This window comes from Pseudomonas sp. PIC25 (assembly GCF_002286785.1).
In the GTDB taxonomy this organism is placed as follows: Bacteria; Pseudomonadota; Gammaproteobacteria; order Pseudomonadales; family Pseudomonadaceae; genus Pseudomonas_M.
Genome location: NZ_MUJY01000101.1, coordinates 1 through 24,765, shown reverse-complemented (window position 1 = coordinate 24,765; position 24,765 = coordinate 1). Strand labels below are relative to the sequence as shown.

The window sequence follows — 24,765 nt, the reverse complement described above, 5'->3', positions numbered from 1 at the left end:
CTTGGTCTTGAGCAGGCCGCGTTCGTCGTAGCTGTATTGGGAGTTGCTCGCCGGGCAGTTGGCCGAGGGCTCGCCTTCGATGGCGGTGATGCGCCGGACACCCTGGATGGTCTGGAAGCGGTAGACGGTCTGCTTGCCCAGTTCGTTGGTGACGGTGGTGGAGCCGTCGGCGTTGTAGCTCAGGGTGACCTTTTCGGCACCGTTGGCGTGTTCGCTGGAAATGGCACGGCCCTGGTCGTCGTAGGTCCAGGTGGCGTAGCGAACGCCATTTTCATCGGTTATGCCTGTAAGGAGCATGGGTTTGCCTGGAACCTCGTAATGGTAAACGCGCGTTTCACTAAGCGAGCCGTGTAGCTTGGTGAGAGAGGAAAGGAAGCCTTGGTTGTTATAGTGGAAACTGATCGTTAACGAATCGCTAGAAAGAGAAAGAGGTTGATGTCTTGAATCTTCGGTAAGCGTGATCTGTTTTCCAAGTGAATTGGATATCGTGGTTTTTTGTCCGTTGTGGACAAGTGAAAGTGTGCCCCTGTCCGAGGCGTTGGTGATCTTGATTAGTTTTCCCGATGAATCAAAGGTATATACCTTATTGCTCGCGTGGCGGTACGTCCAAATGCCGTTGGTTTGGGTAAGGCTGCCGAATTCTGGAGGTCTGCTGATTATCGCTCCATTGGAAGGGTTTCGCGCGAAGAAAGTATTCTTCCCGGTGGGGTGTACGACCGTTACGCGCCAATCTTCTATGGCCAGTCTAAACGAGAAACTGTGACTCCAAATCCCGGTAATACTGTTGTAGTACCTGGTGAAGGCAATTTCATTTTGGAAATCGGAGCTGAGGTCAGTTTCAACTTGGTATTTGTTGCCAGTTGATGCATCAATTGGATTGCCTTGTCCTTTAGGTGGGGTATTGCACGCCAGATCGTCTGGAGGCCCTTGCTGGGGTATGCACTCACCTAGCTCCGAGCTGTAGAGAGCTCCAGGTGGGCAGCTCGTCCCTACTCTATAGAGCGGTATGTAATCCTCGACCCCCGTGGAGTCAGCCCACCATTCACATATCCAGACGTTGTCAGGGTCATAGTTGCTTGGATAGGCGGGAACGTACTTGTAGGCTCTGAGACGTTCATAGGCGACGGCGCAAACATGCTCGGGGGATTCAAACTTCTCCCATTCGGGATTGACCTCGGCATATTGCCAGTATGTTTCGGCTAATGAATTTTGGAATAATGAAACTAGAAACAGAAACATTAATAATTTTCTGGTGGACTCCATTCCGGTATCTCCTGCGTGTTAAAAGGGTGCTAGTGTTTGGATCTGGTTAGCAGCCAAAATTTCCTTTGGTGGCGGGGCAACTCGAAAAGCCATTGTAGATCCGTGTCTTCAGGCTGGCCGAGGTATATGGAATAGCTGCGAAGGGGGATGTGATGATATTGGTGGTGAGTTCCGAATTCAGCATCGGTGTATCCTCCATGATAGCAAGATGGCGGCGCGGCTCATCTATAAGGTCGAGCAGATGATAGCCTATACTTGCTGTGCAAGATCTTGCGCAATGCTGTGGATTTTTTCTATTTTGAGATCCATGTCTACCAAGAGTCTAAGCTAATTATTAGTGCGTTCTTGGCGAATTGGAAAAGTGGCGGCTTACAGTATTACTACTTTAAGCCGCTTGAGTTAATAAAAGAAAAACTATGCCACCTGTGACAGTTGAAGCGTCGATCCCTGGGCATTGATCGCAACGTTTCGCATCACCTGGCCGGTTGTCGTGGCTGAGGCCAGCAAACAGAAGGCACGCATCCGCGCACAAAGGGAGCCCTGCGTTTCGCCGGCGGGCCACCGGCAGGGAAAAGTAAACCCAATGGGTAGCCTGATAGTCCTGTAAAGGGCCATCAGGCTACCCATTGAAGAGGGGGAAAAGGAGGGGCCGCAACACCAGTGCGGCCCTTGGATCAGAATGCACCGAACCTCTTGAGAACCCTATGTGCCTGTGGACTCGCATGACACGAGTTGACGGCTGCGTGACTAGCAAAAGAACAGGGAGACACAGGGAGAATCCTCAACCAGATCCGCACGCCCTTCCCGGAGCTCAGCGTGCTATTGGTTTGGTGAAGAGGCGAACCTGCAACACCGAGGCGCTACTGATGACCGTCAGTAGCCAGCGGGGTGGAACAGTGTTTGATGGCATTATGTGTTCGACCCCCTCAGTTGGCAAGCGAACATGCAGGTGGCGGACCTTGCCAAACGGGGATTTGCCAATCAGTTCAAGGCGACAATCGCCCCTTCGGGAATGACGGCCGGCAGGGCAATGCCGATGCTCGCCGAACGGGGTGACACCAGCCTGCCGGAACGCTTCACCCCGACCAGCTCCGACTCTGTAGCACTCGCCAGCGCATCCAGCAGGCCACCGGGCCCGTCAGGGTAGTAGGTGTAGCTTTGGCCTCCGATGACATAGGAGGAGATGCCCGTTGGCTTTCGGAACCATCCGGGAAGATTCAACGCCGCATCTGTAGGGTTGCCGACGAATACTGGATTCGCCTTGGCGAATTCCGCCGCGGCGGATCGATACACGAGCAGGCTCCGGCTCAATGTGTCGATGGTGGCGTATTCCGCGGCCGTGATGGCACGGCTATGGGTCTGTACCAGTAGACCGCCGGAGAGGACCAGGACGGCCAGGACAAGCCATAGGATTGGCATATGCCGGAACTCCGATTAGATGGCTAGAGCGGTCGACATATCAGGTGGTAGTAGTCGCCGTTTGTGATATTCCTCAGTCCCACCATTACGGTGTCGGGTGGACAGGAAGCATCATACGGCGCAGTGCCCCCGTCCTTCGGATCGTAACCGATGCTGCTGCCGTAGAATGCCGCGCCAAGCGAAACACCACCTAGTGGTTTCCACACTTCGGATTGGCAAGAGAGTGTGAGGCCAACCGCGTTCCGGCCAATCAGACCGTTCGGTGCGCAGTCCGCGCCCTCGGTGGCGACGCCGCCGAGCTGCAGGTACTCGCCCACGTAGGTCCGACCGTCGGATCGCACCTCGCCGCCGCGTACTTGGCCTCCGGTGTAGATGCTCTTGTTCAGCCAGGAGCGGACCCATGTGCTGTCGCTCATGTACCAGCCGCCACCCCATTTTTCGCTGTACCAGCCGCCGTCTCCACGTGTCCTGAACCAGCCGTTGGTGTAGGTCTCACCACCAATGTCCGCATTCTGGGCGGTGATGTTGGCTTGGGCATTCAGGTTCTGCGCATTCACGTTGCCAGTGGCGTTGACGGTGCCCGCCGCCTCGATGTTGTTTCCTCCCATGTTGAGGGCGGTGTTCATCCGGTTGAGCTCCGGTCTGCCAGGCACGGCATTGCGGTACAGGTAGTCGTTCGCGATAGCCCCGTCCTGGAAGAACAGCGCAGTGGCGAGCCGTCCCGCCCCTGGGGACACGCCGTAGTTGCTCAGCGGTACCTGCCAGGCCGCACCCTGGGCTACGGTTGTGTTGGTTGATGAGATGTAGCCGCCCTGGGCGCCGATGATCTGAGCGACGCGACGGATATCGATCTCACCGGCTGCCGATCCACCGGTGGTGACGATCAGCGTTTCCAACTGGTTGGCCTGGGGCTTGCGAGTCAGGATTCGATAGTCCTGGCCATAGATGTTCTTGTCGCTAAAGCCGGCCGGAAGATAATGGGTGTTCTTCAGCATCGCGACAGTGATCACCGCCGGTGTGGTCGGCCCAGCCGCGGCCAGGACGGCGGCGAAGTTGTCCTTGATGTACTTGCTGCCTGCCTCGGCGACCTTCATCTGCTGCTGTGCCGCCATCTGCTGATTCAGCCCGTCCAGATACTCCATGTACAACTGGGTGCCTTTGACGATGGCGAGCGCGATGACGATCAGCACGACCATGATCTCGATGCTGACGAAGCCGCTGTTTCTCCTCATGTCCATGGTTACCCCCACAGGCTGGCCCGCTTCTGGCGGAGGACGTCTTCTTCAACCAGGTGAATGTTCTGCCGGCGAATCTTGTCGCGGATCGAAGGCGCATCGCTGCCGGTCAGCAGGAGTGGTTCGGCGACCAGGTGTCTCGCGGTACCGATGCTGTCCAGGGATTGGCAGATGACCGCCTGCAGGCCTTCGGCGGCCACGTCGTGAGCGTTGGCCGCCAGCGGCTTGGCCAGCGTGACCAGCTTCTCGATGGCCTGCGTCCCGGTCTTGGCGTGGATGGTCGCGATCACCAAGTGCCCGTTCAGCGAGGCCTTGCATGCCTGGTAGGCCGTATCCTCATCGCGGATTTCGCCGATCAGCACCAGGTCGGCGCCGGTGCGCAGCGTGCGGGTGAGTGCTTCCGAATAACCGCCTGAACGCCTCGAAGTCTTCACCTGGATGCAGCGGCCGATGCCGTGCTGCCCATTCAGGTTGGTTTCCTGCGGATCCTCGACGGCGAAGGCGATACCGCCGTGGCGCTTCAGGCGCTCGACGATCAGAGAGGCCGCCGTCGAGGTCTTGCCGGTGGCCATGTCGCCACAGATCAGCACCAGACCCTGCAGGCTGGGAGCCAGCAATGCGTCGACGACCTCCTGGGGGAAGCCCAGCCGGTTGAAATCCCGTATCTCGGCGTTCGACTTGCGCAGGACGAAGATGCTGCTGGAGAACGCATTATCGAGCTGCGTCACCCGAAGGATGACCCCATCCACCACCAGCGCGAACTCGGGGTCCTGGTTTTCCTGGTAGGCCGATTGGCATTGCAGACGCAGCGCCTCGACTTCTTCCGCCCAAGGCGCAGGGACCGGCACCCTGCGGGAGCCGGCGCCCTGGAGGCCCTTCACATCCGCGAAGTCGTCGCCCAGGTACAGGTCGACGAAGTCGGCGGCCGTAATCAGACTCACGAAGAGATGGTCCAGGTGATCGTGTTGGCGGAGCTGCTGCACGCGGTGGTCGCGGACACGGTGGTCACTTCGCCGCTCACTGCACTGCCACTGTTGATCTTCGTCTGCTCGTACTCGTTCTTGGCCGCCCGGGTGGCCAATGCGATGCAGGCGTCTTTCGGCAGGCTGGAGCTGGTGATGGTGAACCCCATGCCGGTGGATACCACCGTGACCGATCCGCCGTAGACGTTGTAGAGCACGCCGGAGACCACGCTCATGTTCTTGGGTACGCCATTGACGGCGATCAGGCTCGGCACCAGGTTGGTACCACTCGTGCCGTAGCCGTTGGAGCCCTTCAGCGCGCGGGTGTTGGTGGTCAAGGTGGCGAGGTTGCTCTGCTCCTCGCTGATGTTCGACGAACCGAACAGCCCTGCGCCGCGGGAGACGGCGAGTCCGATGCCGATGGCGATGATGATCAGCCCGATCATCATTTCGATGGAGATGAAGCCGTGTTGCGTGTGCGGGTGTTGTCTTTGCATAGGGGTTCCTCGGGGCGGGGGTTATTTCTGGATGCCGGCACGCACGATGGCTTCCATCTCGTAGGAACCGAGAAGGGTCAGGATCATCATGGCGCCGACCAGCAGGAGCGAGACGTTGCGGATCAGGCTGGCGGCGACGGCCACCTGCTTGAGGCTGTTCTCCAGCCAGCGGGCGCTGAAGCGCATGGCGGCTTCGGCGAAGCCCTTGCGGCTGGCCAGTACGCAGAGAAACTGGATCGCCTGCCTGTCGGGGAATTCATGCCCAGCATTCTTTAGGGCCTGGCCGAAGTTCTGGCCCAGGCCAACGCCGTAGCGGGTCGCCTCGACACGTTGCTTCAGCCAAGGACTGGCGGTGCGGCTGAGCATCTGCAGGCTGTCATAGGGCTTGATGCCGGCGCGCAGCATGACGGCGACGTTGAGCAGGAACGTAGTGCCCTGCAGGGTCCTGTAGATGGACCAGGGCGGCATGCGGTCCAGCGCCACCCGGCCGGGGCCGGTGTAATAGGGCATGGACCAGAAGCCCAGGATCACCAGCAGGATGAAGCCGGTCAGGACGTAGAGGCCCTGGCTCGTCACGACGTTGGCGATCTGGTAGAGCAGCGCCGCCGTGCCCGTCCAGTCGCGCGGATCGCTCATCCTGGCCATGTTCGGCACCATCTGGTAGGAGATGACGCCGAGCAGGTAGGCCAGCAGCGCCCAGAGCAGGGCCGGGTAGAAGGTAGCGCCCACCACCGAGGACAGGATCTTCCCGCGGGCTTCGATCAGGCGCACGCAGTCATTCAGTGCGCCGATCAAGTCGCCGCTTTCCTGGCCCGCATCGATCAGCGCCCGTTCCTGGGACGGCAACCAGTTGGCCATGGCGTCGGCCAGCGCCTTGCCGTTGGAGACTCCCATCGAGGCCTCGCGGCTGGCCAGCGCGATGGGATGGTGCTTCTGCTTGCCCCCGTCGCTGTAGATGCCATGGACTTCGCGCACGGCGTCGTTGAGCTGCACGCCGTTTTCCAGCAGGGTCGCCATGCTTTCGTAGAACTGCAGACGCTCCTTGGCGCCGAACTGGGTGCCGTACCAGCGTTCCTGCAGATCGTTCCAGGCATCGGCCAGCATCAGGCGCGCTCCTCGGCATCGAGGACATACAGGTCCATGTCGAGCGGACCGATGATGATCTCGGCAGCGGCCGGGTCGAAAACGCCTTCATTGATGCGGCGGATCGCATGGACATGCTTGGTGATGCCCGACATGTGCTTGACCCAGTAGTTGCGAGCTTCCGCAGGGCCACGCTCGCGGAACACCCGCATGAAGCGCAGGGACGGCATGAGCACCTCGGCCACGACGGAGCGGCCGGAGAATCCGGTCTGGCGGCAGTGGCTGCAGCCCGGCCCGCGCACGAACACGCGCTCTGCGGTGCAGGTCCGCTCCACACGTTCCACCAGGGACGGCTCCAGTTCCCGCCGTCGCTCCACGAAACGCCGACGGCAATGCGGACAAAGCTTGGGTAGCAGGCTCTGGTTGACCATGCCGGTCAGCAGGGCGGGGTCGAACAGCAGCGAGGGATCCACGCCCAGATCCTGAAGGCGCTGCAGGATGCCGATCGCCGTGTTGGTGTGCAGGGTCGACCACATGCCATGACCGGTCATGGCGCCGCGGAATGCCGCGATGGCGGCGAACACCTCGCGAATCTCGCCGATCATCATGTAGTCCGGGTCAAGGCGCATGCCGTTGCTGATGCCGGCCGGCCAGGCCTGGATCTCCGCCTGAGGATCGGTGGTGTCGTAGACCAAGGGTGTCTGGTTGATGCCTTCGCCGTCGATGCTGTACTCGGGCGGATCCTCGATGGTCAGGATGTGCTTCGTCCCGCCCATCATCTGGTCGAGCATGTGCAACACCACCTTCAAGGTCATCGACTTGCCCGACCCCGTGGGTCCGGACAGGATGTTCATCCCGTAGGGCAGCCTCAGCATGCGCTGGAGCAGCGCAATCTGCTCGGGCAGGTAGCCCAGGTCCTCGAGGCTGTTCAGGCTCGCGTCGTTGTAGAGCAGCCGCAAGACCATGAGAAAACCTGGTGCGCGGGGGCGCGTCGAGACCCGGGCCCCGTACAGGCCCAACTGGTCGACGAATGCCTTGCTGACGCGCGCGTCCTGGCTGAGGTGGGGTTGGAACAGCGACTCCGCCACGTCGCACATGGATTGGTAAATGGTCGAGCACAGCTCCTGGATCTGCTGGTGGCGGGGGCGTATGACCGTGGTCAGCAGGCCGTCGATGCGGAAGCGGATCTTGCTCTTGCCATCCGGGGCGACGATGAAGTGAATGTCGCTCGCGCGTTGCTCGCAGGCCTGACGGATGATCTTGATCACCTCGGCCTGGTTGTGGGTGACGCGCTCGCCGTCGCCGACGATGGTTTCACCGGCCTGGACGATGCCGGCCTTGTAGAGGCGGTTGATCGCGTCTGGATCGACCGACTCGAACCGGAAGTGGAAACCTGCGCGCTCCAGGCGGTCGCACAAGGCCATGACGTGAAGATCGTTCTGATGGCTACCGGAGACGTAGAGCGTGCCATCCTCGGTGAGCGCCATGATTTCGCGCTGTTCCTTGGACAGTTCCCAGCGTTCGCCTGGAGCGGTCAGTACGCGAGGCGGCAGCGGCGCAACGACGGATAGGTTCGTCATGACGGCGTGCTCACCGGCTGTACAGGCTGGGCGGGAACGCCTGGCCAGGCATCGCTCCGGGTAGCGCCGGTGTGATCATGCCGCCCGGGGACGGATTCTCGGCCGGCAGGCTGGGGGCGGTGTTGGAGAACCCCACCGGGAAGCGCTTGCCATCCTTGCTCAGCAGCACCTTGTCCAGGCTGATCGACTCCACGCGGTAGCCGCCCGGTAGCTCCTGACCGGCCCCGGCATCGGCTTCGTAACCGCCCGGAAACAGGAAGGAGGCCGTCATACGTCCACCCGAGCCGTAGAGGGTGCGAACGACTGGAGCTGGCAGCTCGACGTTTCTGGGAGGCACCGCGCCCAGCGCCAGAGGTACCGAGATGGACGTTTTGCCGTCCAGTTTGGCCTGGGCTTCTGCGAGACGAACCTTGGCCTCGGCGAGAACGGTTTCGGCCTGGACGTCGGTGAGTTCGCCCACGGTGGCAGCGGCCTGTACGGGCTGCGACAACCAGCCCAGGCCGCACAGCGTGCATAGCGACAGGGCTCGCATCGTGTCATTGAGGCTTCGCATAAATCTCTCCTGCGACAGACCAGGTGAGCTGGCCGTTCTTGAGGGTGGTTTCGATGAGCGTGGTGCGGACGCCGGTGTCCGGCAGGCCTTCCAATGCGAGTGCTGGCGGCAGCGTGGTCTCGGCCCGGAAGGAGAACTTTTTCCAGGGCGGCGTGAGGGTGGGCTGCGGTTGCTGCTCGTTGCCCGGTAACGGCTGGATCTGCTCGGCCTGGATGGGAGCCAGGTGAGGCTCGACACCCTGCTGGTAGAAGTGGCTGGAGACCTCTTTCAGTACCAGGTCCTGGGCGGGCAGTGCCTCGTTTCGGCCGATCGCCACCTTGAGCGGCACGCGCACACCGACCGTATTACCGTTGTCGATCAGGAAGGCCGGTGCCTCTTCGAAGAGCACGGCAGTCGCTTCGGTGAATTGCCTGGCGGTGCTGGTTCCGGAGCGCTGATAGGTGGCGGCAAGGGCCAGGCCGTCGCACTTGGCCGACTCGAACTGCCAGCCGGCGATCGACAGCGGCAGAACCCGTTCGGCCTTGCTGCAGGCCTTGAGCAGATCCTGGGTGTCGGGCATCGATGCCCACGGATGTTCCAGGGCAGCGAGGTCCAGCGGCGACTTGGCCTGGGCGTTCTTGGCCGCGAGTTCCGCCAGTCGTTGCCGCTCCGCCTCGATGGCCGCTTGGCGGGCGATTTCCTCCTGGTGCGACTGCCACATCTGGTAGCCGACACCGGCACCGATGATCGCGCTGGCGAGAAGGCCCAGATTGACCAACTCCTTGCGCGACAGACCGAAAGTGAGCTGACGCAGCTTGTATTCATTGCGCAGCCGCCGGGGTGTCAGCAGCGCCTCGATGTCGAATGGACGCACGTCGAAGCCGAAGCCCTCGGGCACGAACAACTGGACACCCTTCAAGAGACCGCGGTTCTGCAGCGCGAGAATCCGTTGCTTGGCATCGGCCAGGGTGGTGACCAGATCGCCGCCCGGGATGATGGCGCCTTCGGAGGTACCGGCGATCGCGTAACAGTCCTCATCGATCTTCCAGCAGGCCACGAAATCCGAGTCGAACTGTCCGGCCAGCGCCGTGGCCATCGAGTACATCCCTTTGACGGCACCCAGCTTCTTGGACACGAAACCGGCCTGGATCTTGGTCGGTGCCTCACGGATCGCCACGATGTCCAGGCCCTGTTGCTTACCATAGGCGCGAGCCTCCTTCATGAACTGACGGGGCGAACTCAGGGGGTGCCAATACAGACCGGTCACGAACTTGCAGCCGTTGTAGGTGAGAACCCGGACCCAGGATGTCGGGTCGGGCCGGACGATATCGCTTTCCATCGTCAGCCCATCACCACCGGCGTGATCAGCACCACGATGACGTCGCGCTCGGTATTGCGCATGCGTCCGCCGCCCAGGCCGAAGAAACCGGGGGCGCCGGTACCGAGCTTGCTGCTGTCCTCGGAGTCCTGCTCGAAGCCGCTCAGGACCAGGGTTTCGCCGTTACGCAGGCGGACCTTCTGGTCGAATATCTGCACGCCGTAGCTGGGGAACTGGGCCTTGGATTCGCCACTGGTGACCGTCTCGAACGTCGGTTCAGTGGACATATTGATATTGATCTTGAGCAGCAGCTCGCTGTCCGGCATGACGAAGGGCAGCAGTGTCATGTTGTAGCCGCTGGTGACCGAACCGGGGATCAGCGACGTGGTGGAGCCAACCTGGGCCACGTTGCTCACCTGGCTGGAGGCGAGGTAGCTCTTGAGCTTACCGATCTGGATCGGCGCCGATTGCAGGTTGAGGGTGGTCACCGAGGGCGAGCGGACGGTGGAGACACGTCCTTGCTGGGCCAGCGCTTGAATCATGGCACTCGAACCCGCCCAGGCGCTGTTGGCGGTGTCGAGGATGCTGACCGAGCCGGAGATCGCACTGGGGTCGATGCCCGGCACGGTGTTCTTCAGGCTGATGCCCCACTTGTCGCTCAGCGACCTGTAGACCAAGTTCCAATCGATGCCCAGCTGATCCTTGTCGGTCAGCGTCACGGACAGCACCTTCACATGCAGGATCACCTGGGTGGTGATGCTGTCGTTCTCCTGCTTGATGGTCTGCTCTACACGACGCAGCACGTCGGGACGGTCGGTGACGGTCAGCCTGCCCGTGGCCCGGGACAGCGCCATGCGGCCGACGCCGGGTGTCAGCATCGACCTCACACTGTTCTCGATGTCATCGAGGATCGAGGTTTTCAGCGACACGCTGGTGGTCTGGTTGCTTCCCGAGTCGCCACTGATGCCCGAACCCCCGCCACCGGTGGAGCCGGAAGAGCCGTCGCCGCTGCTCCCCGTGGAGGCGGTCATGCCCGAACGGACAGTCGATTCCATCTGCGTCGTATCGTCGAACGCATAGATGCGGAAGGTCTTGGTATCGAGGTAGTAGATGACGACCGCGTTTTCGATCGGGTCGAAGCGCCAGGACACCCCGCTGCGCGAGGTGACCAGGTCGAGGAAGCCGGAGACCTTTCCGGCCCAACTGATGTTGGAAATCAGGCGCGATGCACCGGACCCAAGCCCACCGAATGTGCCGAAGTTATTGCCCAGCGACCCGCCTGCGGCCACGGAGCTTGGGAACAGCATGCTCGCCATGTCCTGATTGGACGAAGTGGTGGGTGGGGCGCTACCGGTTGTGGTCGGCATCGGGGGCGATGCACTGGACGGGTTCAGTGCATCAGGCGTGAGTTGGACGTTCAGCCCGCACTGGCTGATGATCTCCTGGGCAGCCTGTTGCAGCGTCACGCTACCGGTAGGCTTCCAGATGAATCGACAGTTCTGGTGAGGAGCCAGACCGCGCTTGGCCACGATGGGCCGGGTACTGACCCAGGGCCTGTCGGAGTAAACAACGGTATCGCGCTTGGGCTCGACCTGTGTATTGCGCAGACTGGCGGCTATTGCGCTGGCCGAGCCAGCCACAGCCTCGCTGCGCTGCATGGACTCGTCGACGCGCTTGACTCCGCATCCTGCAAGGGCCAAGGCCAGCAGGGCCAGGACAACCGAGTTTTTCGCGTAGCGCTTGAACATCATTTTTTCTCGACGACCTCGATCAGCCGCTGCGAGGGCGGGGACACGTTGACGTAGAAGGGGCGGGGCGCCTTGTCGTAGAGAGGGAACACCTGGCCGATGGCGTCCTGGAAGGTGCCTTCGAAACGCAGCGGCGCCTCGATCGGGTAATCCAATCCGTCCGCCCGCCAGATCACGTGCCAGTTGGCTCGTTTGGCCCAGGCCTCGACGGAATCTCGCAGCGTTGAGCCAGGTTCGGCCGTCCATACCTGGGGCAGCGGCCGCGGAGCGGGCATGACGGTCGCCACGGACGGCTTGGCCAAGATGGCGCTGTTCGACATCGCCGTTGAGCTGGGTGCCAACGTCGTAGGCTTGGTGATAGGGCCATCCTTGGCGGGTGCCACGGGGGGAAGCACGGCTTGAGTCGACGAACTGCTGGCCGCTGGAGAAGTAGCTGCAGTTGGGTTCGGGGTAATCGCAGGGGAGGCCGGTACCGCTGCAACCACGATGCCGCTGCCGGTGGTGCTGGCAGGTGCGAGCGTCGCGGCTGGCGCAGACGTCGGTGCCGGAGCGGGGGCACTCTGCTTGGCATGTTGAGTCGTTGCAGGGCGCGGCTGATCGGGCAACTGATAGCCCGGGCGCAGCACGAAGCACACTTGGCGGTTGACCTCGTCCACCTTCACCTGCCAGGCGGGACCCGACAGCACCTGCAGGGTGTTGCGCAGCGTCATTGGGCCGAGCTTGTACTGGGCGGCTGGCAGAGGGCGGGTATACAGGATGCTGACGTGCCCGCTGTCGGCCGGGCAGAGCGAGTAGCCCGAGCGATCGACGACGTACTGCATCGCATCGCGGACATTCGGATGCATGTTCGCCGGGATCGTCACATCGATGATCTGCGCCATCAGATCACGCTGGCCCGCGTCGGGCTGGGTACTGACGAGCGTGTAGCGGCCGTATCGCACGACGGGCTCTTTCTCGGCGACAGCACCATGGGGGTACAGGTCGGGGGTGAGCAGGTCGGGGTTACGGCTGCTGTCGAACGCTGGTTTGGGCGGTTCGACTTTCTGGGTGGTGCAACTGGCGACGAGCGCGAGCAGCGAGAGAGTGGTCAACTGCCTGATCATGTACCGAGAGGCCCCCTTTGATGATGGGGGCCACGTTGGCAGGCCAATTGCCAGGACGCAGTAGGAAATAGATATCTCAGCAGGACAGCATTTTGGGGTCTCGGTTAGTGAAACTGCTGCTTTGCTAGAGTCATGTTCTTCAGTGGGGCGCTTGGCATGAGGCGCAACCGCTGATCAGCAAACGATGAGTAGCGACCGACTTTCGTATAGTCCCCGTGACAGGCCAATGCTGCCTTGAGGATGCGTGGAGCTATTTCTTGCACCGCAGCGTAATGGTCTATGCTTCATGTCAAAGTGACATGATTGGTCTTGCATGAGTCCGTGTGCTTACTTGGCGTGGAGAGGGAAATCCTGTGCGTACAATCGGAATCACCCTCTTTGGAGGTGTATTGATCGCAGTCATCATTACGCTAGCTGACAGCGTGTATGCAACTGATATGGCCCCTTTAGTAGTCGGTCATTATTCCGGATCGAATGATGGGCCAATGGTTGTTCTTGAACGACGTATTCGTCGTGATTACGCAGCTCCTGACCTCCAAGAGGTCTACCTTGCAGATCTGTTTGACTCTGCTTCAGTTAAAGTTGTCGAGTTTCAGCAGGGTGATAAGCGGTCACCAGAAAATCAGGTAAACATACGAGCCGCGCTAAGCGCTAACGTCACAGCACTTGCCCCCGCGTTCGGCTCGCTCGAGCTGACCAAGTCTGGTTCTATCAGATCTTGGGCCAGTTGGCGTTTGTCCAGAAGCATCTGCCACAGCTTCTGGTCGATGGTGTTTTCCACCAGTGGAATCTTCACCACCACTAGGCGCAGTTGTCCGTTGCGATAGGCCCTGTCCTCGGCCTGGTCCTGCAGGCCGGGTGTCCAGGGCAGGCCGAGGAACATGACATAGTTCGCCGCAGTCAGGTTGTTGCCCGTGCCGGCGGCCGACGTCGTGCCGATAAAAACACGGGTGTCCGGATCGGCCTGGAATGTGTCGATTGCCTTCTGCCGTTTGGTCGTCGAGTCACTGCCCACCAGGGTGACGCAGCCATAACCAGCGGTTTCGCAGAGATCGCGGAGAGTGTTGACGGTCTCCTTGAACTCGCAGAACAGGATCACCTTGTCCTCGATGTCCAGTTCGGCCAGCAGCTCCATGATGACGCGAACCTTCACCTGCTCCAGAAGCTGACGCAGCGCGCCGAGCCTGGCGAAGATCGGGCGGTCCTCGAGGCGGATGCGGTCGTACTGGCGGCGCTCCTCCTCGGAGAGCGCCACCGACAGCGTCTGCCGCTGCTTGCCCTTTAGCCCGGGCAGCACGTCCTTGCGCCGACGGAGCATCCAATCGCCAATGGCATCGCGCAGATTCATGCGGAACTCCGGGGAGCCAGCGAATTGCTCGCAGAACTCCTTCAGCGGCAGTTGGCCGACTGGGTGGCCGGACAGGCGCAGCAGGGTATGCAGCTCGGTCTCACGGTTGAGCACCGGTGTACCGGTCAGCAGATAGCGGCTCGGGATCTTGGCCGCGATGTCGAAGCCATAGCGTGTACAGGCTGCCGTCGGCTCCTTCAGCCGATGGGCTTCGTCGATGACCATGACGACGAAGTGGTCTGCCCGCAGAACGTAGTCGCCCAGGCGCTCATAGTTGATCACCATCCACTTCGCCGAGGCATCGAAGACCTGCAGGGCGACATGGGCATCCGGATAGACGGCTTGGATTTCGCGTTGCCAGTTGATCAGCAAGGAGGACAGAGTGACCACCAGAATGGGGCGGTCGCCAGCGCGGATCGCGGCAGCGATTACCGCCTGACGGGTTTTGCCCAGGCCCATGTCGTCGGCCAGCAGGGCGCTGGTCCGCTGCAGCAGATGACGAATGCCCGCAGGTTGATGGTCCAGCAGCGAGTAGCTCGATAGCGCCTTCTCGATCTGCGCGTCGGTGTACTCGGTGCGTTCGATGGAAGGTATGGCTGCCAGGTAGACGTCAGCTGAGGACTCGTCCTCGGAGGCTTTCTCGACCTGCTCCTGGGCCGGACCGCCCAGGCTGACACGGGTGATGGACTCGACTGGGGCGACGGTTCCATCGCTGAGCAGTTCCTGGACAGTGTCGAGGACTTCGAACTGTTCCTCGGACAGGCCCAGTTCCAGGATGAGGTTGCTGCGGACCAGCTCCGCAGAAGCGTCGATCCTCCAGGAGCGGGATTGCCCGAGGAAGACTCCGCGCATGCGCCTGGCCACCGCTACCATCCCGGGGTGGTAGTCGCCGGACAGGAGAATGCCGCCCTGCGCGAGCGGGGCGATCCGGAAGACCAGGCCCCAGGTGAACGCTTGCCGATCAGGCGCGGCCTGGGCGGCTTCCAGTTTCTGGCAGAACGACTGCCAGGATTCCGCGTAGCGCCCGTCGACCAGCTCCATGAGGTTATGAAAGAACAGGTCAAGCTCTGTCAGCAGCTTGCCTTTGGGCAATCGCCAGTACCGGTAGAGGGGATGTTCCGACCGGCGTATGTAGAAGCCATCGCGTTCGAGGAGAAGACGGTTGGCGCCCTCTACGAATTGAAGCTGTAGGCCAAAGTCATACCCATCGAAGAGGGCATGGCCCAGCAGCTCTTGTCGCCGATTCATCAAACGCGGTCGGCCCATTACAGTCCCTTGGGCTTATCGAAATCCGGCTTGCCATTCTTGGTGGGGTAACTGACCTTGCATCCCGATGCCCGGTAGCCCGTGCATCCCCAGAAGTCATAACCGCCATCCCCCTTTTTCTGGCGCCTGGCGAGGGGCTGGCCGCACTTACCGCATGTGAACCCAGCACTCGATATCACTGCCGGCCTGGACGATTGCATTGGCACACTGGGCAACCCTCGCTGTTTCGACAGTTCCTCCTCGAGGCGTTTGTGCAGCCGGGAGACCACTGCACCATAGGTCTCCTGGCCCTGGGCGACCTTGTCCAGGTCGCGCTCCAGCTCCCGCGTGAAGTCGAGTTCGACGAAACTGAAGAACCCTTCCAGTCGCGCGATCGTCTCCTCTCCCAGACCGGCCGGAACCAGCTTGCGATTCTTCTCCTCGATCAGCCCCTTACTGGTGATGTTCTTGATGATCGACGCAAAGGTGCTCGGGCGACCGATGCCGCGGCGCTCCATTTCCTTGATCAGGCTGGCCTTGGTGTAGCGTGCTGGCGGTTGGGTTTTCTTCTTCAGAAGTTCGCCGCTGTGAACCGGGAGGATTTGTTTCGGAGAGAGCGCGGGCACCGGGTTGTCCGCTTCGGCATCCTGGTCATCATCGGTGTCGTCGCCCTGCAAGAGCTTCATCCACCCGAGAGAGGCGATCGTCTTGCCAGTTGCGGTGAAGCGCAGAGGCTTCCGATCCGGACCTACAGCGAGCAATCTAGCAGTACGCACATCGTAGATGGCGGCCTCCAACTGGCTGGCCAGGGCGCGGATCCGAATGAGCTTGTACAGCGCCTGCTCTTCAGGATTCTCTCCGGCAACTTCATCGGCCCAGTACGTTGGAGTGATAGCCGGGTGGCCTTCCTGTGCACCTTCGGCCGCGTTGAACGTCCTCCGTTCGGCAACAGCCTTCACGCCCAGCGAACTGGCCACTGCCCGGATGTCCTCCATCGCATCGTCCGGTACGTTGGGATTGTCCGTGCGGTGGTAAGTGATAACGCCTTGCTCGTAGAGACGTTGCGCGACCTGCATGGTCTTGTCCGGATCCCACTTCAGGGCGTTGCTTGCCGCCTGTTGCAGAGACGAGGAGATGAAGGGGGCCGGAGGGTTCCGCTCTGACTTACGGTCCTCGCACGCCTCGACCACCACATTGCGTGTGGATGAGACCAACTGGGCGAGATTGCCGTCCTGGATATAGGGGTGTTCCTTGGTGGCGAAGTCCGGTAGCGGCTGCCACTCCGCGCTCCAGGTGGTTTTACCGTTGGGAGTGACGAAGTGCAGTCGGACGCCGAAGTGGTTGATGACCACGAAGTTGCGGATTTCCCGCTCGCGCAGTACCACCAGGTAGACGGCGGGCGACTGGACACGCCCGGCCGAGGTGGGTTTGCCCATCAGGCGGCGGAGTTCCTGGGTAACCAGATAACCCACCAATCGATCCAGGACACGTCGACATTCCTGCGAGGCGACCCTGTTCAGGTCGATCTGCCGTGGATTGGTCAAGGCTTCCTGGACACGCTTGAGGGTGATCTCGTTGAAGGTAATACGCTTGTAGTTTTCGATGCCCAGCACCTGCTGGATGTGCCAGCTGATGCTTTCGCCCTCGCGATCCGGGTCAGTGGCCAGGTAGATTTCACGCGCCTGCTTCGCCGCGGCCTTGATGGCTCGCACATTCCGCGCGCTTTTCTCCAGGATCTCGTAGACCGGGGCGTAGTTCTTCCGCACGCCGGTAGTGATCATCGTGTCGTCCTGGCCCTTGGCCGGGAGGTCGCGAATGTGGCCACCGCTGGCGATCACCTGCCAGTCTTCACCCGGGCGCAGCTTCTTCATCATCGGCTGCAGCTTCTTCAGCTTGCCGGGTGCCTCGATGATCAACAGCTTCATGAATTACCCCTCTCGGTTCGACAGGGGCCGACTGTCGCGGCAGCGAGGGAGGAGCTTCAACAGGAAATGGTCACCGGGCAGGGGGCGCTTTTCAGGCGCTAAAGATCCAGCGACAGTTGCTGTGCCTGGGCAAACCCTTTGATCCAAGATGCCCGCATTGCAGGATGACTGTACGGGCAGGCATACACCGGTAGCCCTTTCCGGGCGGCCTCCGCGCCGGCAGCCATAACGGCAGGGTGCGGGTTATTGAAATGACGCCTGTCCATTAGCTTCGAAGGCTTCGTCGAGTCCTGCATGAGGCCGGGTCTCCCGAGGAGCTGGTCACGATACCCAGTGACTTCACGAATGAGGCGATTTTTTGCCAAATGGGCGAGTAGGTTGATAATTACTGCCACAGCTTGCCGATTCGGGCGCATGTAATCGCCGGGAGAACCACGATTGGCGCGACTTAAACGTGTTGCTCTGACGGCAACTGCCGAAGCTGGCTCAGGAACTCTTCGCGGGTGAATTTGCCCTCGGCTCGTTCGGTCACGATAGCGGCGATCCGGGTCTTCTGGGCAGCGGTCAACTGCTCGAAGAGTTCGAGGAGGGAGGCCTCTTCTGGCGAAAGAACATTCTGCTGCAAATTGTCCACCAGTAGCGGCCTCCATCTCGGTCAGGGCTTGGATGTGTAGCGGAGGATGACGATGATCAGATCCCTCATCACCGGCCGCTACACGATTGGGCGGCCGAAATTATGCCCGGCTCAGAAGAGTTCGTCAGGATCAGTCGGGTAGTCGGCTTGGTCCGGTGCGCGTTGCACGGGCGGACGATTCGCCTGCTGGCTGCCTTGCGACGGTGCCACCGTCACGGCCGTGATTCGGTGCGGGAGCATGCCGATCCGACTGGCCTGGATTTTCAGCGCCTCGAATTGGCCCTCGCTGTTCTCCCAGCGATCCATAACCGCACGACCTGAGACAGTCACGCGCATGCCTTTCTGATACAGGCGCGCGTAGCTCTCAGCGTCCTTGTGCCACCACTCGACGTTGGCCCAGAAACCTCCTTTGTCTTCGTAAGCGCCATTGCCGTCCGGCACCGAGTTGTCGAAGTAGACGTTGAGCCGCAGCAGGCGCCGCGGTTCTTTGTTGCCGTTGGGGAATTCCTTGAACTCCGGTGCAGAGCCGATGTTGCCTTCCCAGCCTTGTACGGGCGTACCCATTGAGCGTTCTCCGGTTAGTTGTGTGGCGTGAGGTTGGTGCCCTGCTGCAGCCGTCCCATGAGCACGGCCTCGGCCTGGCCCATCTTCTCGGCGCACTCGGCGGCCTGCTTACCGATGGAGTGGATCAGGCTGATCTGCATGTTGAGGGTGATGCGCTGCAGCTCCAGGGCGTAGAGGTTCTGCAGCATCGACACGGGTGTTTTGGGGGAGCTGACCATCTGCGCCCAGACGCCGACCCCCATCCGGCGAGTGGCGACGTGCTGCCAGCGCAGGAACAGGGTGCCGGCCTGGGTGTTCTGCTCGGTCAGGCGCACGGGCAGTAGGGTGAAGGGATGGCGCTGAACCTGGGCCAACACGTTCTGGGCAAGCGCTTTCAAACCCACCTCGAGCACGCGGCATTGCTCCGCAAACTGGGCCAGCTCCCCCTTACCTTTAAAGGGCTTTAAAAGGCCTTTTAGTGAGGCCCCCTGTTGCAGCCCCTGGAAGGCATCCTGTTGCAGTGGCCGGAAGGCGGCCTGTTGCAATGCCTTGTCGGTGGTGTCGAGTTGCGACATGGCGATCAGTCCTCGCCGGAGCCGAACTCGCCGGTGAACGGCTCCGGTGACTCGCTTTCCGACTGCCCGCGGGTGATCGGCGGAGCGAATGTGGAACGGCGAGAGCCTTCCAGAATGTCCAAGGGGATCTCGCCATACCGCTCGTACATCTTGCGAGCGGCCTCAGCCTTTGCATTGTTGGCGGCGAAGTCGTCACGGCAGGCGCCTGAGTAACGGTAGGTCTGTGCCAGTCCAAAAAGCTTGCGCAAGACACTGGCGCCTTCGTCGATCCACAACTCCATGTCTCGACGACCGATCAGGCCGACGTGCTGGGCCAGCAGGATGCGTCGAACGATCTCGTCATAGGACGTCAGCAGGTAGACGGCCTTGAACCCGAGGGGGTTGGAGATATAGAGAGGAAGCCTGACTGGTTGAATCGATAGGTTGTTGCTGATGCTGATCGCGGGCGGCAGGTTCGCCATCACGTCGTCCAGCCGCTGGTCGATTTCTTTCAGTGCGGCGTCGGACTCATTGATCTTGTCTTCCAGTTGGATCATCCACCAGTCGGAGTAGGGATCGTCCTGGGAGGCGCCGCGAGTCATGCGGTTGATGATGGAACAGAAGCCGGACAGACCGATGATTCCCGGCTTCGTTTCGCTCTTGGGCCGCCCCATCCAGATGCGAGCAGCGTGATGCGTGTGGAGGGTGAGCTGCACATCGCTTCGCAGGGAGCCGATGTTGAGCCGGTAGTTGTCAGCCATGGTGCGGATTTTCCTTATGGGAAGTTCGCGCCCATGCTGCAAGTCGGTCGCTACGGTCGCAGCAAGAAATCCATAGCCCGACGGAAGGGGATTTGTTGTTTCTCTGGCAGGAGGCAAAGCCGTACTGCTCTCTATATAGAGGTGTTTCCCGGAGAGTCGCCTCAGTTGTCCGTCGGTGCCAATGCTGGTCAGGACCGAAGCTATGCCAGTGGCATAACTCAGCAACTCGACGGTGCCGCTGTCCTGGTCAGAGTGGTTTCAGTGGAACCACCCGTAGCCCGTCGGCGCTGCTGCTTGGTTCTGGTTGGAACTTTCGGGCCGAATAGCCCAGCAGCCTGCCGGCGCTGTTGCTTGGTCCGGCCCGGAGCTATTCCCGGGGAATAGCCCAGCAGCCTGCCGGCGCCGTTGCTTGGTCCGGCCTGGAGCTATTCCCCGGGAATAATCCAGCAGCACCGTCGGTGCCCCTAGCCGGGGCTATTCCATGAACTAGATTCAGCAGCCTGCCGATGTCGCTGCTTGGTCCGGTCTGTATCTATTCCCGGGGAATAACTCTTCAGCCCGTCGGCACCGATGTTTGGTTCGGCCTGGAGCTATGCCAGTGGCATAACTCAGCGCCTGTCGGTGCCGTTGCCTTGGTCACTGTCGTAGTGATTCCAGTGGAATCGCCCAGTTTCCCTCTGGCGTCGCTGTTCACGTCTGGTTTGTGCCGGACAGCCTTGGCTTTAGCAGATGTTGCATCGCATTTAGCTGTTCCCGGGCCGTTCGTACCGTGTCTGGTGTTCTGACCGAAGCCGCAGAAGTTGCCGTCCTGCTCTGGGGTGAGGGATGTACTGGGGAGCCAGCAGCCGCTACTGCGGCTGGTGTCGAGCTAGTTGGTGGTAGGGAGGTCTCGGGCCGCCAGTCGACGTTGAATTCCCCACGAATCACTCGTTGAACGCAACTGAGCAAGTAGCCCAATGGATTGCGAACACCACCGGCGTCGCAGCGATGCAGCCATTGTTCGATGACCGCTGGCCGTAACTCGGTGGGCACCCGCTGCATGGCACTCACGGCTTTCAACTTCTGCTCGGAAGGCAAGCGCTCCAGGCCGAGCAGCCAGCGAGCCATGGTGTCCGGCTCTGCGCGCGGTACAGATCTTTTACATACAGCTTGGTGTGTATCTGTATACGTACTATATGAGTTCGGATTCCGAACTAAGGCCGAACGCTGCGATTTCTGGCTGAGTTCGGATTCCGAACTGAGGGCCAGACTACCCTGAATTGCTGAGTTGTCACTGAGTTCGGATGCCGAACTCAGTGCAGACGCGGTGAGGTCAGGCTGAGTTCGGAATCCGAACTCGGGTGCCGGCAGTGCCGCCAGGTTGCTTTCGATCGCCCACTGCTGGTTGTTCAAACGATCCTCAACCGTCTCCATGCGGGAGGGCAGGCGCCGGCCAACATCGTGGTCGCTGGCGAATTCACGCCAGGCGATCTCGGCTACTTCGCGGATAGCGCGATTGGGGTGTTCCATGGATTGGCCGAGCAACTGCATGTAGTCCCTGTCGAACTCCAGCGCCTCGGCCGGACTGACGGGCTCGTCGTGCAGCAGGTACACGTTGCCCTGGACCTGTCCGCTGAGGTCATTGCGGACTCGACGTCCCAAACTGAGCCAGCGGGTCAGGCGGAGGACTGTCAGCGCCTTGGCAATGGTTTCCCGTGAGGCGGGTTTTCCCGGGTGCATGCCCAGGTAGGGACGGAGCTGGTCGTAGGTCGGGAAGGCCGTGATGCCATCCTCATTGACCAGAAGCCGGAATACCTGCCAGGCATTGCGTTCCAACGGCGTCAGTCTGTCATCCAGCAGCAAGCGGCGAGGCACCGTCTCGTGAGGGTTCCCGCTGAAAATGATGCCGGAGTAAGAAGTGGGGGAGGTGGCCCCGGTTGCTGCCTGCTCCTTCTTTTGAAGCAAATGGGCTTCGAGGTGTCCCGTAGCCGAATCCAGAAGCGTGGAAATAGGAAACCGAGAGAGCCTCATAGGTCGGGGTCACCTTCCGCCGACGCCAAGGCAAGCTGCTGTTGCCGTTGAGCCTGGGAAGCGACCAGGTGAAGTTTTCTGGGCCTCCAGGAGTTCTCCTGGGATGGGGGATAAACACCTTCGTTGATCCAGGTCTGGATACGGTTCCAGATGATGGCCAGGCTAAGGCTCGCGGTGCTGTCCTCGGTCTCCGACTCGTGTGGAGTGTTTAATTCCTCGGCCGCCATCATGGCGATATCGAGCATGGCCTGGCTGTCCTCGATTTCGACTTGGTGCTCTTTCATCAGATGGGTCCAGCGGTACCAGAGCAAGGCGTCCTGTTCTTCACTGAATTCCCGCCAGCGACCGCGGCGGACGCGGACACCCATCATGAGACGCTGCAGCGCCACGTCTTGTGGTGATAGACCGAAGAACTGTTGCAGCATGGTTGTCGTCGCGCCCAGACGGAGCGCGCGCTCAATCATGCGCATCTCTTCGTCTGAGCGTTCGGCACCGCTGAGCAGCTTCTTCACCATCTCCGTGTCGATGGTGACATGGCACCACGACACTGGGGTGTTGAGCAGCAGGCTCAACACCGTGGGTTGCTGAAGCTGGGCCAGAATCTCTGGCTCCAGGCCCATCTCAATGCACCGTCTGAGCTGGCCATTGCGCATGTGGTTGAGCACCTGCGCCAGGATGGCCTCGTTGATCGGTGATTTGGACATTGCGACTCCCTCCTGAGATCGTCCGTACTCAACTGTCGGTCGGTGGTGTTTTGCCGTTGAAAGCCTGGATTTCCAGGTCGATCAGGCGACGCGCGAGACGGACGATGCGAAAGAGTTTCACCAGTGCGCCGTCGCTCAGCCGACCGGAGTCGTCGGGGTTCTGGTCCTTGGCAAGGGGTTGGCCCAGCAGGATCTGGCCGAGGCCTGCAGCGAACTCGAATTCGCCCAGTGCATCCTTCTGTTCGGGGTGCTCCTCGAGCATCTTCAGGGCGATGCCCATCGAGCCACTGAGGGACTGAAGCAGCGTCAGGGTGTGTTGGGCTGTCGCAGTGACTTCGATGTCTTCCGCCGGATGGCGATAGCTGAAGCCGATTCCACCCGCTACGTCGACGAACTCGCCCGGAGCATTCACCGAGCTGGCTATCTCACGGGCCAACTCGGCAATGTGCTGACGAAGGACGTCTGGTGTGTCGATGTCGCGCTCGATGTACCAGAGATCAGAAATGGGGTGCAGGCCTCCAGCCTGCACGGGGATGGCCACCAGGGCGTTCGCATTGAAGTCGGGCAGCGTCTCGCCATCCAGTGCAGCCAGCTTCTGTTTCATCTGCAGGACGCGAGGCGAGGTCGTAACCAGGCTGGCCACATGACCATCGATCCGCGCTTGGCGCTCCTCTTGGGTCATCTGCTCCAAAGGTGGAGGTGCAACCTTCCGCTGTTGGCGAGCAGAGGCCTCCTTGGTCGGCGGAGGTGTAGCGCCCCCATCCGCGCTGTGGATGCTTGGTAGCGAGGGTTCCATATTGCCCGGCGTGTTCCGCGACAGCTCCGCTGTGTTTGGCGCCGGTGGCGCGAGCGGTTGCTGGATTTCCGCTCCCGGCAGCTGGGAAGGGGGTAGCGTCTGAGGCAGACTCAGTACGGGGGTAGAGCGTCGAAGCTGATCCTGATTCTGGGTAATGTCCAGGAGAATGGCCTCATAGCCCATACCCAGCGGAGCCTTCATCTGGGCGATCAGCTCGTCCTGGAAGCGTTGGAGCAGGAACTCTTCCGCGTCACCCTCGAACTGGGCCAGGACCTCCTGAAACAGCATCTCGAATTCGGCGTGCTCGTCCTTGTTGTGGCGTTCCCAGCACTGCGATGCGGTCTTGCGGAGCGATAGCAGCTTCTCGACCTGATGCTTTCCGAGCCCGGAGTACAAAATACCGGGGATCGCAGGGAGCAAGTACCGGATGGTGTCCTGCATCTTGCTGATATGGGGCTGGGAGACCGGGTAGCCATCAGCGCTTAGACGGCGGGCCAGTTCGCTTTGGGAAATGGGTTTGCCTACCTCTTGTTCATACAGCGCTTTAGCTTTGTCGACCCCAACGGCACGCTCGATAAACAGAAGCTTGCCTTGCAGATCGTTTTCCGCCAGGTGTCCGGTCAGCGCGATGATTTCTCCCCGCTCCGTATCCCAAGGGCGGAATAGGCACTTGAAGCGGTAGTAGCGCTCATCGCCCGTTTCGCGAAAGAGTTCGCTCATGATGGCCAGGCGGGTGTTGCCGCCATTGCGGATTCGATACTTCTCCTCGCCTGGGCGTCTCGTGATACTCGGAGGGCTATCGAGCCCCCGCGCCCGAATGGACGCCTTGATCTCGTCGTACAGTGGGTTGCGGGTCGTACGGGGGTTGTCGTCCCATGGCAACACTTCGTCGAGGGTGACCTCCATCGGCGTGTCAGCGATCGGATCGCTGAACCGCTGGGCCGCAGCAGACGACGGCTTAAAGCCGGGCTGCAACAGCTTGTCCTTCAGGGAGGCTACGGTGGGCTTTGTCATGTCCTGGACTCCAGCGCTTCAGCAGTTGATGGCTTCGAGTCGGATAGCAGTCTGTCGATCACTTGGTGCGCACGTGCCAGCTCGACCTCGAGTTCGGTGGCCCGCTCGAGGCGATGGACGATTTCGGCGTTCATCGAGCGCGCGTTGATACGGGCCTTGACGGCTATCCTGTCGCGCATGCCGGCAGGCAGGCGGACGACGAACTTCTCTTCTTCTTTGCGTTGCGGCTTGTTGGCCATGACGATCTCCAAATTCGGTCGGGTTCAATTCAACGGCGCTTCAACTGATCGCGAAGCTGGGTCGGCAGATGGCGGATCACCAAGGTGTCGTGGTTCTCGTCGTACTCGATGGCGGAGCCGAGCAGGTGCGCCTCGAAGCTGATCGACAATCCCTCGGCGCGCCCGGTGAAGCGGCGGAACTGGCTCAGCGTGCGCTTGTCCGGCGGAATCTCCGGCGACAGGCCGTAATCCTTGTTGCGGATGTGCTCGTAG

22 protein-coding genes and 2 pseudogenes are annotated in these 24,765 nt (G+C 61.0%); all 24 read right to left on the bottom strand.

The features are described from left to right. Positions 1–297: pseudogene (locus BZL41_RS28850) on the bottom strand (RHS repeat protein); the annotation flags it as partial. A gap of 405 nt (positions 298–702) precedes the next feature. Further along, positions 703–1,239, bottom strand: a pseudogene (locus tag BZL41_RS29435) (DUF6531 domain-containing protein); the annotation flags it as partial. A gap of 1,005 nt (positions 1,240–2,244) precedes the next feature. Further along, positions 2,245–2,682, bottom strand: coding sequence for a type IV pilus biogenesis protein PilM (gene pilM, locus BZL41_RS12450; protein WP_095599592.1), 438 nt, complete (start codon positions 2,680–2,682; stop codon positions 2,245–2,247). Between the two features lie 23 nt (positions 2,683–2,705). After that, the gene (gene pilV, locus BZL41_RS12445; protein WP_095599591.1) at positions 2,706–3,920 is read right to left on the bottom strand and encodes a shufflon system plasmid conjugative transfer pilus tip adhesin PilV; all 1,215 of its coding nucleotides are present in this window, start codon (positions 3,918–3,920) and stop codon (positions 2,706–2,708) included. A gap of 2 nt (positions 3,921–3,922) precedes the next feature. Then, positions 3,923–4,858, bottom strand: coding sequence for an ATPase, T2SS/T4P/T4SS family (locus BZL41_RS12440; protein ID WP_095599590.1), 936 nt, complete (start codon positions 4,856–4,858; stop codon positions 3,923–3,925). Then, entirely contained in the window at positions 4,855–5,376 is a 522-nt protein-coding gene (locus tag BZL41_RS12435) for a type 4 pilus major pilin (protein ID WP_095599589.1), read from the bottom strand. Before BZL41_RS12435 ends, BZL41_RS12440 begins: the two co-directional genes overlap by 4 nt. Before the next feature lie 21 nt (positions 5,377–5,397). Further along, entirely contained in the window at positions 5,398–6,480 is a 1,083-nt protein-coding gene (locus BZL41_RS12430) for a type II secretion system F family protein (RefSeq protein ID WP_095599588.1), read from the bottom strand. Further along, positions 6,480–8,039 (bottom strand): GspE/PulE family protein, encoded by a 1,560-nt coding sequence (locus tag BZL41_RS12425; protein ID WP_095599587.1) that lies wholly within the window; start codon positions 8,037–8,039, stop codon positions 6,480–6,482. Before BZL41_RS12425 ends, BZL41_RS12430 begins: the two co-directional genes overlap by 1 nt. Positions 8,040–8,049: 10 nt before the next feature. Next, on the bottom strand, positions 8,050–8,592 hold the full coding sequence (gene pilP, locus BZL41_RS12420; protein ID WP_256578148.1) for a type IV pilus biogenesis protein PilP: 543 nt from the start codon (positions 8,590–8,592) through the stop codon (positions 8,050–8,052). Continuing rightward, a complete protein-coding gene (pilO2, locus tag BZL41_RS12415; protein WP_095599586.1) occupies positions 8,576–9,910 on the bottom strand; it encodes a type 4b pilus protein PilO2 in 1,335 nt (444 codons plus the stop codon). The genes pilP and pilO2 overlap by 17 nt, the downstream gene beginning before the upstream one ends. A 2-nt stretch (positions 9,911–9,912) precedes the next feature. Further along, positions 9,913–11,637 carry a PilN family type IVB pilus formation outer membrane protein gene (locus BZL41_RS12410; protein WP_095599585.1) on the bottom strand — a complete coding sequence of 575 codons (1,725 nt, stop codon included), beginning with the start codon at positions 11,635–11,637 and terminating at the stop codon, positions 9,913–9,915. Next, positions 11,637–12,740 carry a TcpQ domain-containing protein gene (locus BZL41_RS12405; protein WP_095599584.1) on the bottom strand — a complete coding sequence of 368 codons (1,104 nt, stop codon included), beginning with the start codon at positions 12,738–12,740 and terminating at the stop codon, positions 11,637–11,639. The genes BZL41_RS12410 and BZL41_RS12405 overlap by 1 nt, the downstream gene beginning before the upstream one ends. Before the next feature lie 622 nt (positions 12,741–13,362). Beyond that, positions 13,363–15,354 carry a DEAD/DEAH box helicase gene (locus BZL41_RS12400; RefSeq protein ID WP_168190986.1) on the bottom strand — a complete coding sequence of 664 codons (1,992 nt, stop codon included), beginning with the start codon at positions 15,352–15,354 and terminating at the stop codon, positions 13,363–13,365. Beyond that, a complete protein-coding gene (gene topA / locus BZL41_RS12395; protein WP_095599583.1) occupies positions 15,354–17,258 on the bottom strand; it encodes a type I DNA topoisomerase in 1,905 nt (634 codons plus the stop codon). The genes BZL41_RS12400 and topA overlap by 1 nt, the downstream gene beginning before the upstream one ends. A 98-nt stretch (positions 17,259–17,356) precedes the next feature. Next, positions 17,357–17,554 (bottom strand): CrpP family ICE-associated protein, encoded by a 198-nt coding sequence (locus BZL41_RS12390; RefSeq protein WP_095599582.1) that lies wholly within the window; start codon positions 17,552–17,554, stop codon positions 17,357–17,359. Positions 17,555–17,706: 152 nt separating this feature from the next. After that, positions 17,707–17,892: a hypothetical protein gene (locus tag BZL41_RS12385; RefSeq protein ID WP_095599581.1), complete on the bottom strand. Its 186-nt coding sequence runs from the start codon at positions 17,890–17,892 to the stop codon at positions 17,707–17,709. A gap of 111 nt (positions 17,893–18,003) precedes the next feature. Continuing rightward, complete coding sequence (locus tag BZL41_RS12380; protein ID WP_095599580.1) at positions 18,004–18,456, bottom strand: single-stranded DNA-binding protein; 453 nt, start codon at positions 18,454–18,456, stop codon at positions 18,004–18,006. Between the two features lie 14 nt (positions 18,457–18,470). Beyond that, a complete protein-coding gene (locus BZL41_RS12375; protein ID WP_095599579.1) occupies positions 18,471–19,010 on the bottom strand; it encodes a DUF3158 family protein in 540 nt (179 codons plus the stop codon). 5 nt (positions 19,011–19,015) lie between these two features. Further along, positions 19,016–19,750 (bottom strand): PFL_4669 family integrating conjugative element protein, encoded by a 735-nt coding sequence (locus tag BZL41_RS12370; RefSeq protein WP_095599578.1) that lies wholly within the window; start codon positions 19,748–19,750, stop codon positions 19,016–19,018. A gap of 690 nt (positions 19,751–20,440) precedes the next feature. Next, positions 20,441–21,760 carry an STY4528 family pathogenicity island replication protein gene (locus BZL41_RS12365; protein WP_095599577.1) on the bottom strand — a complete coding sequence of 440 codons (1,320 nt, stop codon included), beginning with the start codon at positions 21,758–21,760 and terminating at the stop codon, positions 20,441–20,443. Beyond that, the gene (locus tag BZL41_RS12360) at positions 21,757–22,464 is read right to left on the bottom strand and encodes a DUF2857 domain-containing protein (RefSeq protein ID WP_095599576.1); all 708 of its coding nucleotides are present in this window, start codon (positions 22,462–22,464) and stop codon (positions 21,757–21,759) included. Before BZL41_RS12360 ends, BZL41_RS12365 begins: the two co-directional genes overlap by 4 nt. A 28-nt stretch (positions 22,465–22,492) precedes the next feature. Then, positions 22,493–24,274 carry a ParB family protein gene (locus BZL41_RS12355; RefSeq protein WP_095599575.1) on the bottom strand — a complete coding sequence of 594 codons (1,782 nt, stop codon included), beginning with the start codon at positions 24,272–24,274 and terminating at the stop codon, positions 22,493–22,495. Then, positions 24,271–24,513 carry an Arc family DNA-binding protein gene (locus tag BZL41_RS12350; protein WP_095599574.1) on the bottom strand — a complete coding sequence of 81 codons (243 nt, stop codon included), beginning with the start codon at positions 24,511–24,513 and terminating at the stop codon, positions 24,271–24,273. The genes BZL41_RS12355 and BZL41_RS12350 overlap by 4 nt, the downstream gene beginning before the upstream one ends. A 29-nt stretch (positions 24,514–24,542) precedes the next feature. After that, the coding region (locus BZL41_RS12345) for a nucleoid-associated protein (protein ID WP_174706163.1) at positions 24,543–24,765 on the bottom strand (223 nt) is incomplete at its 5' end.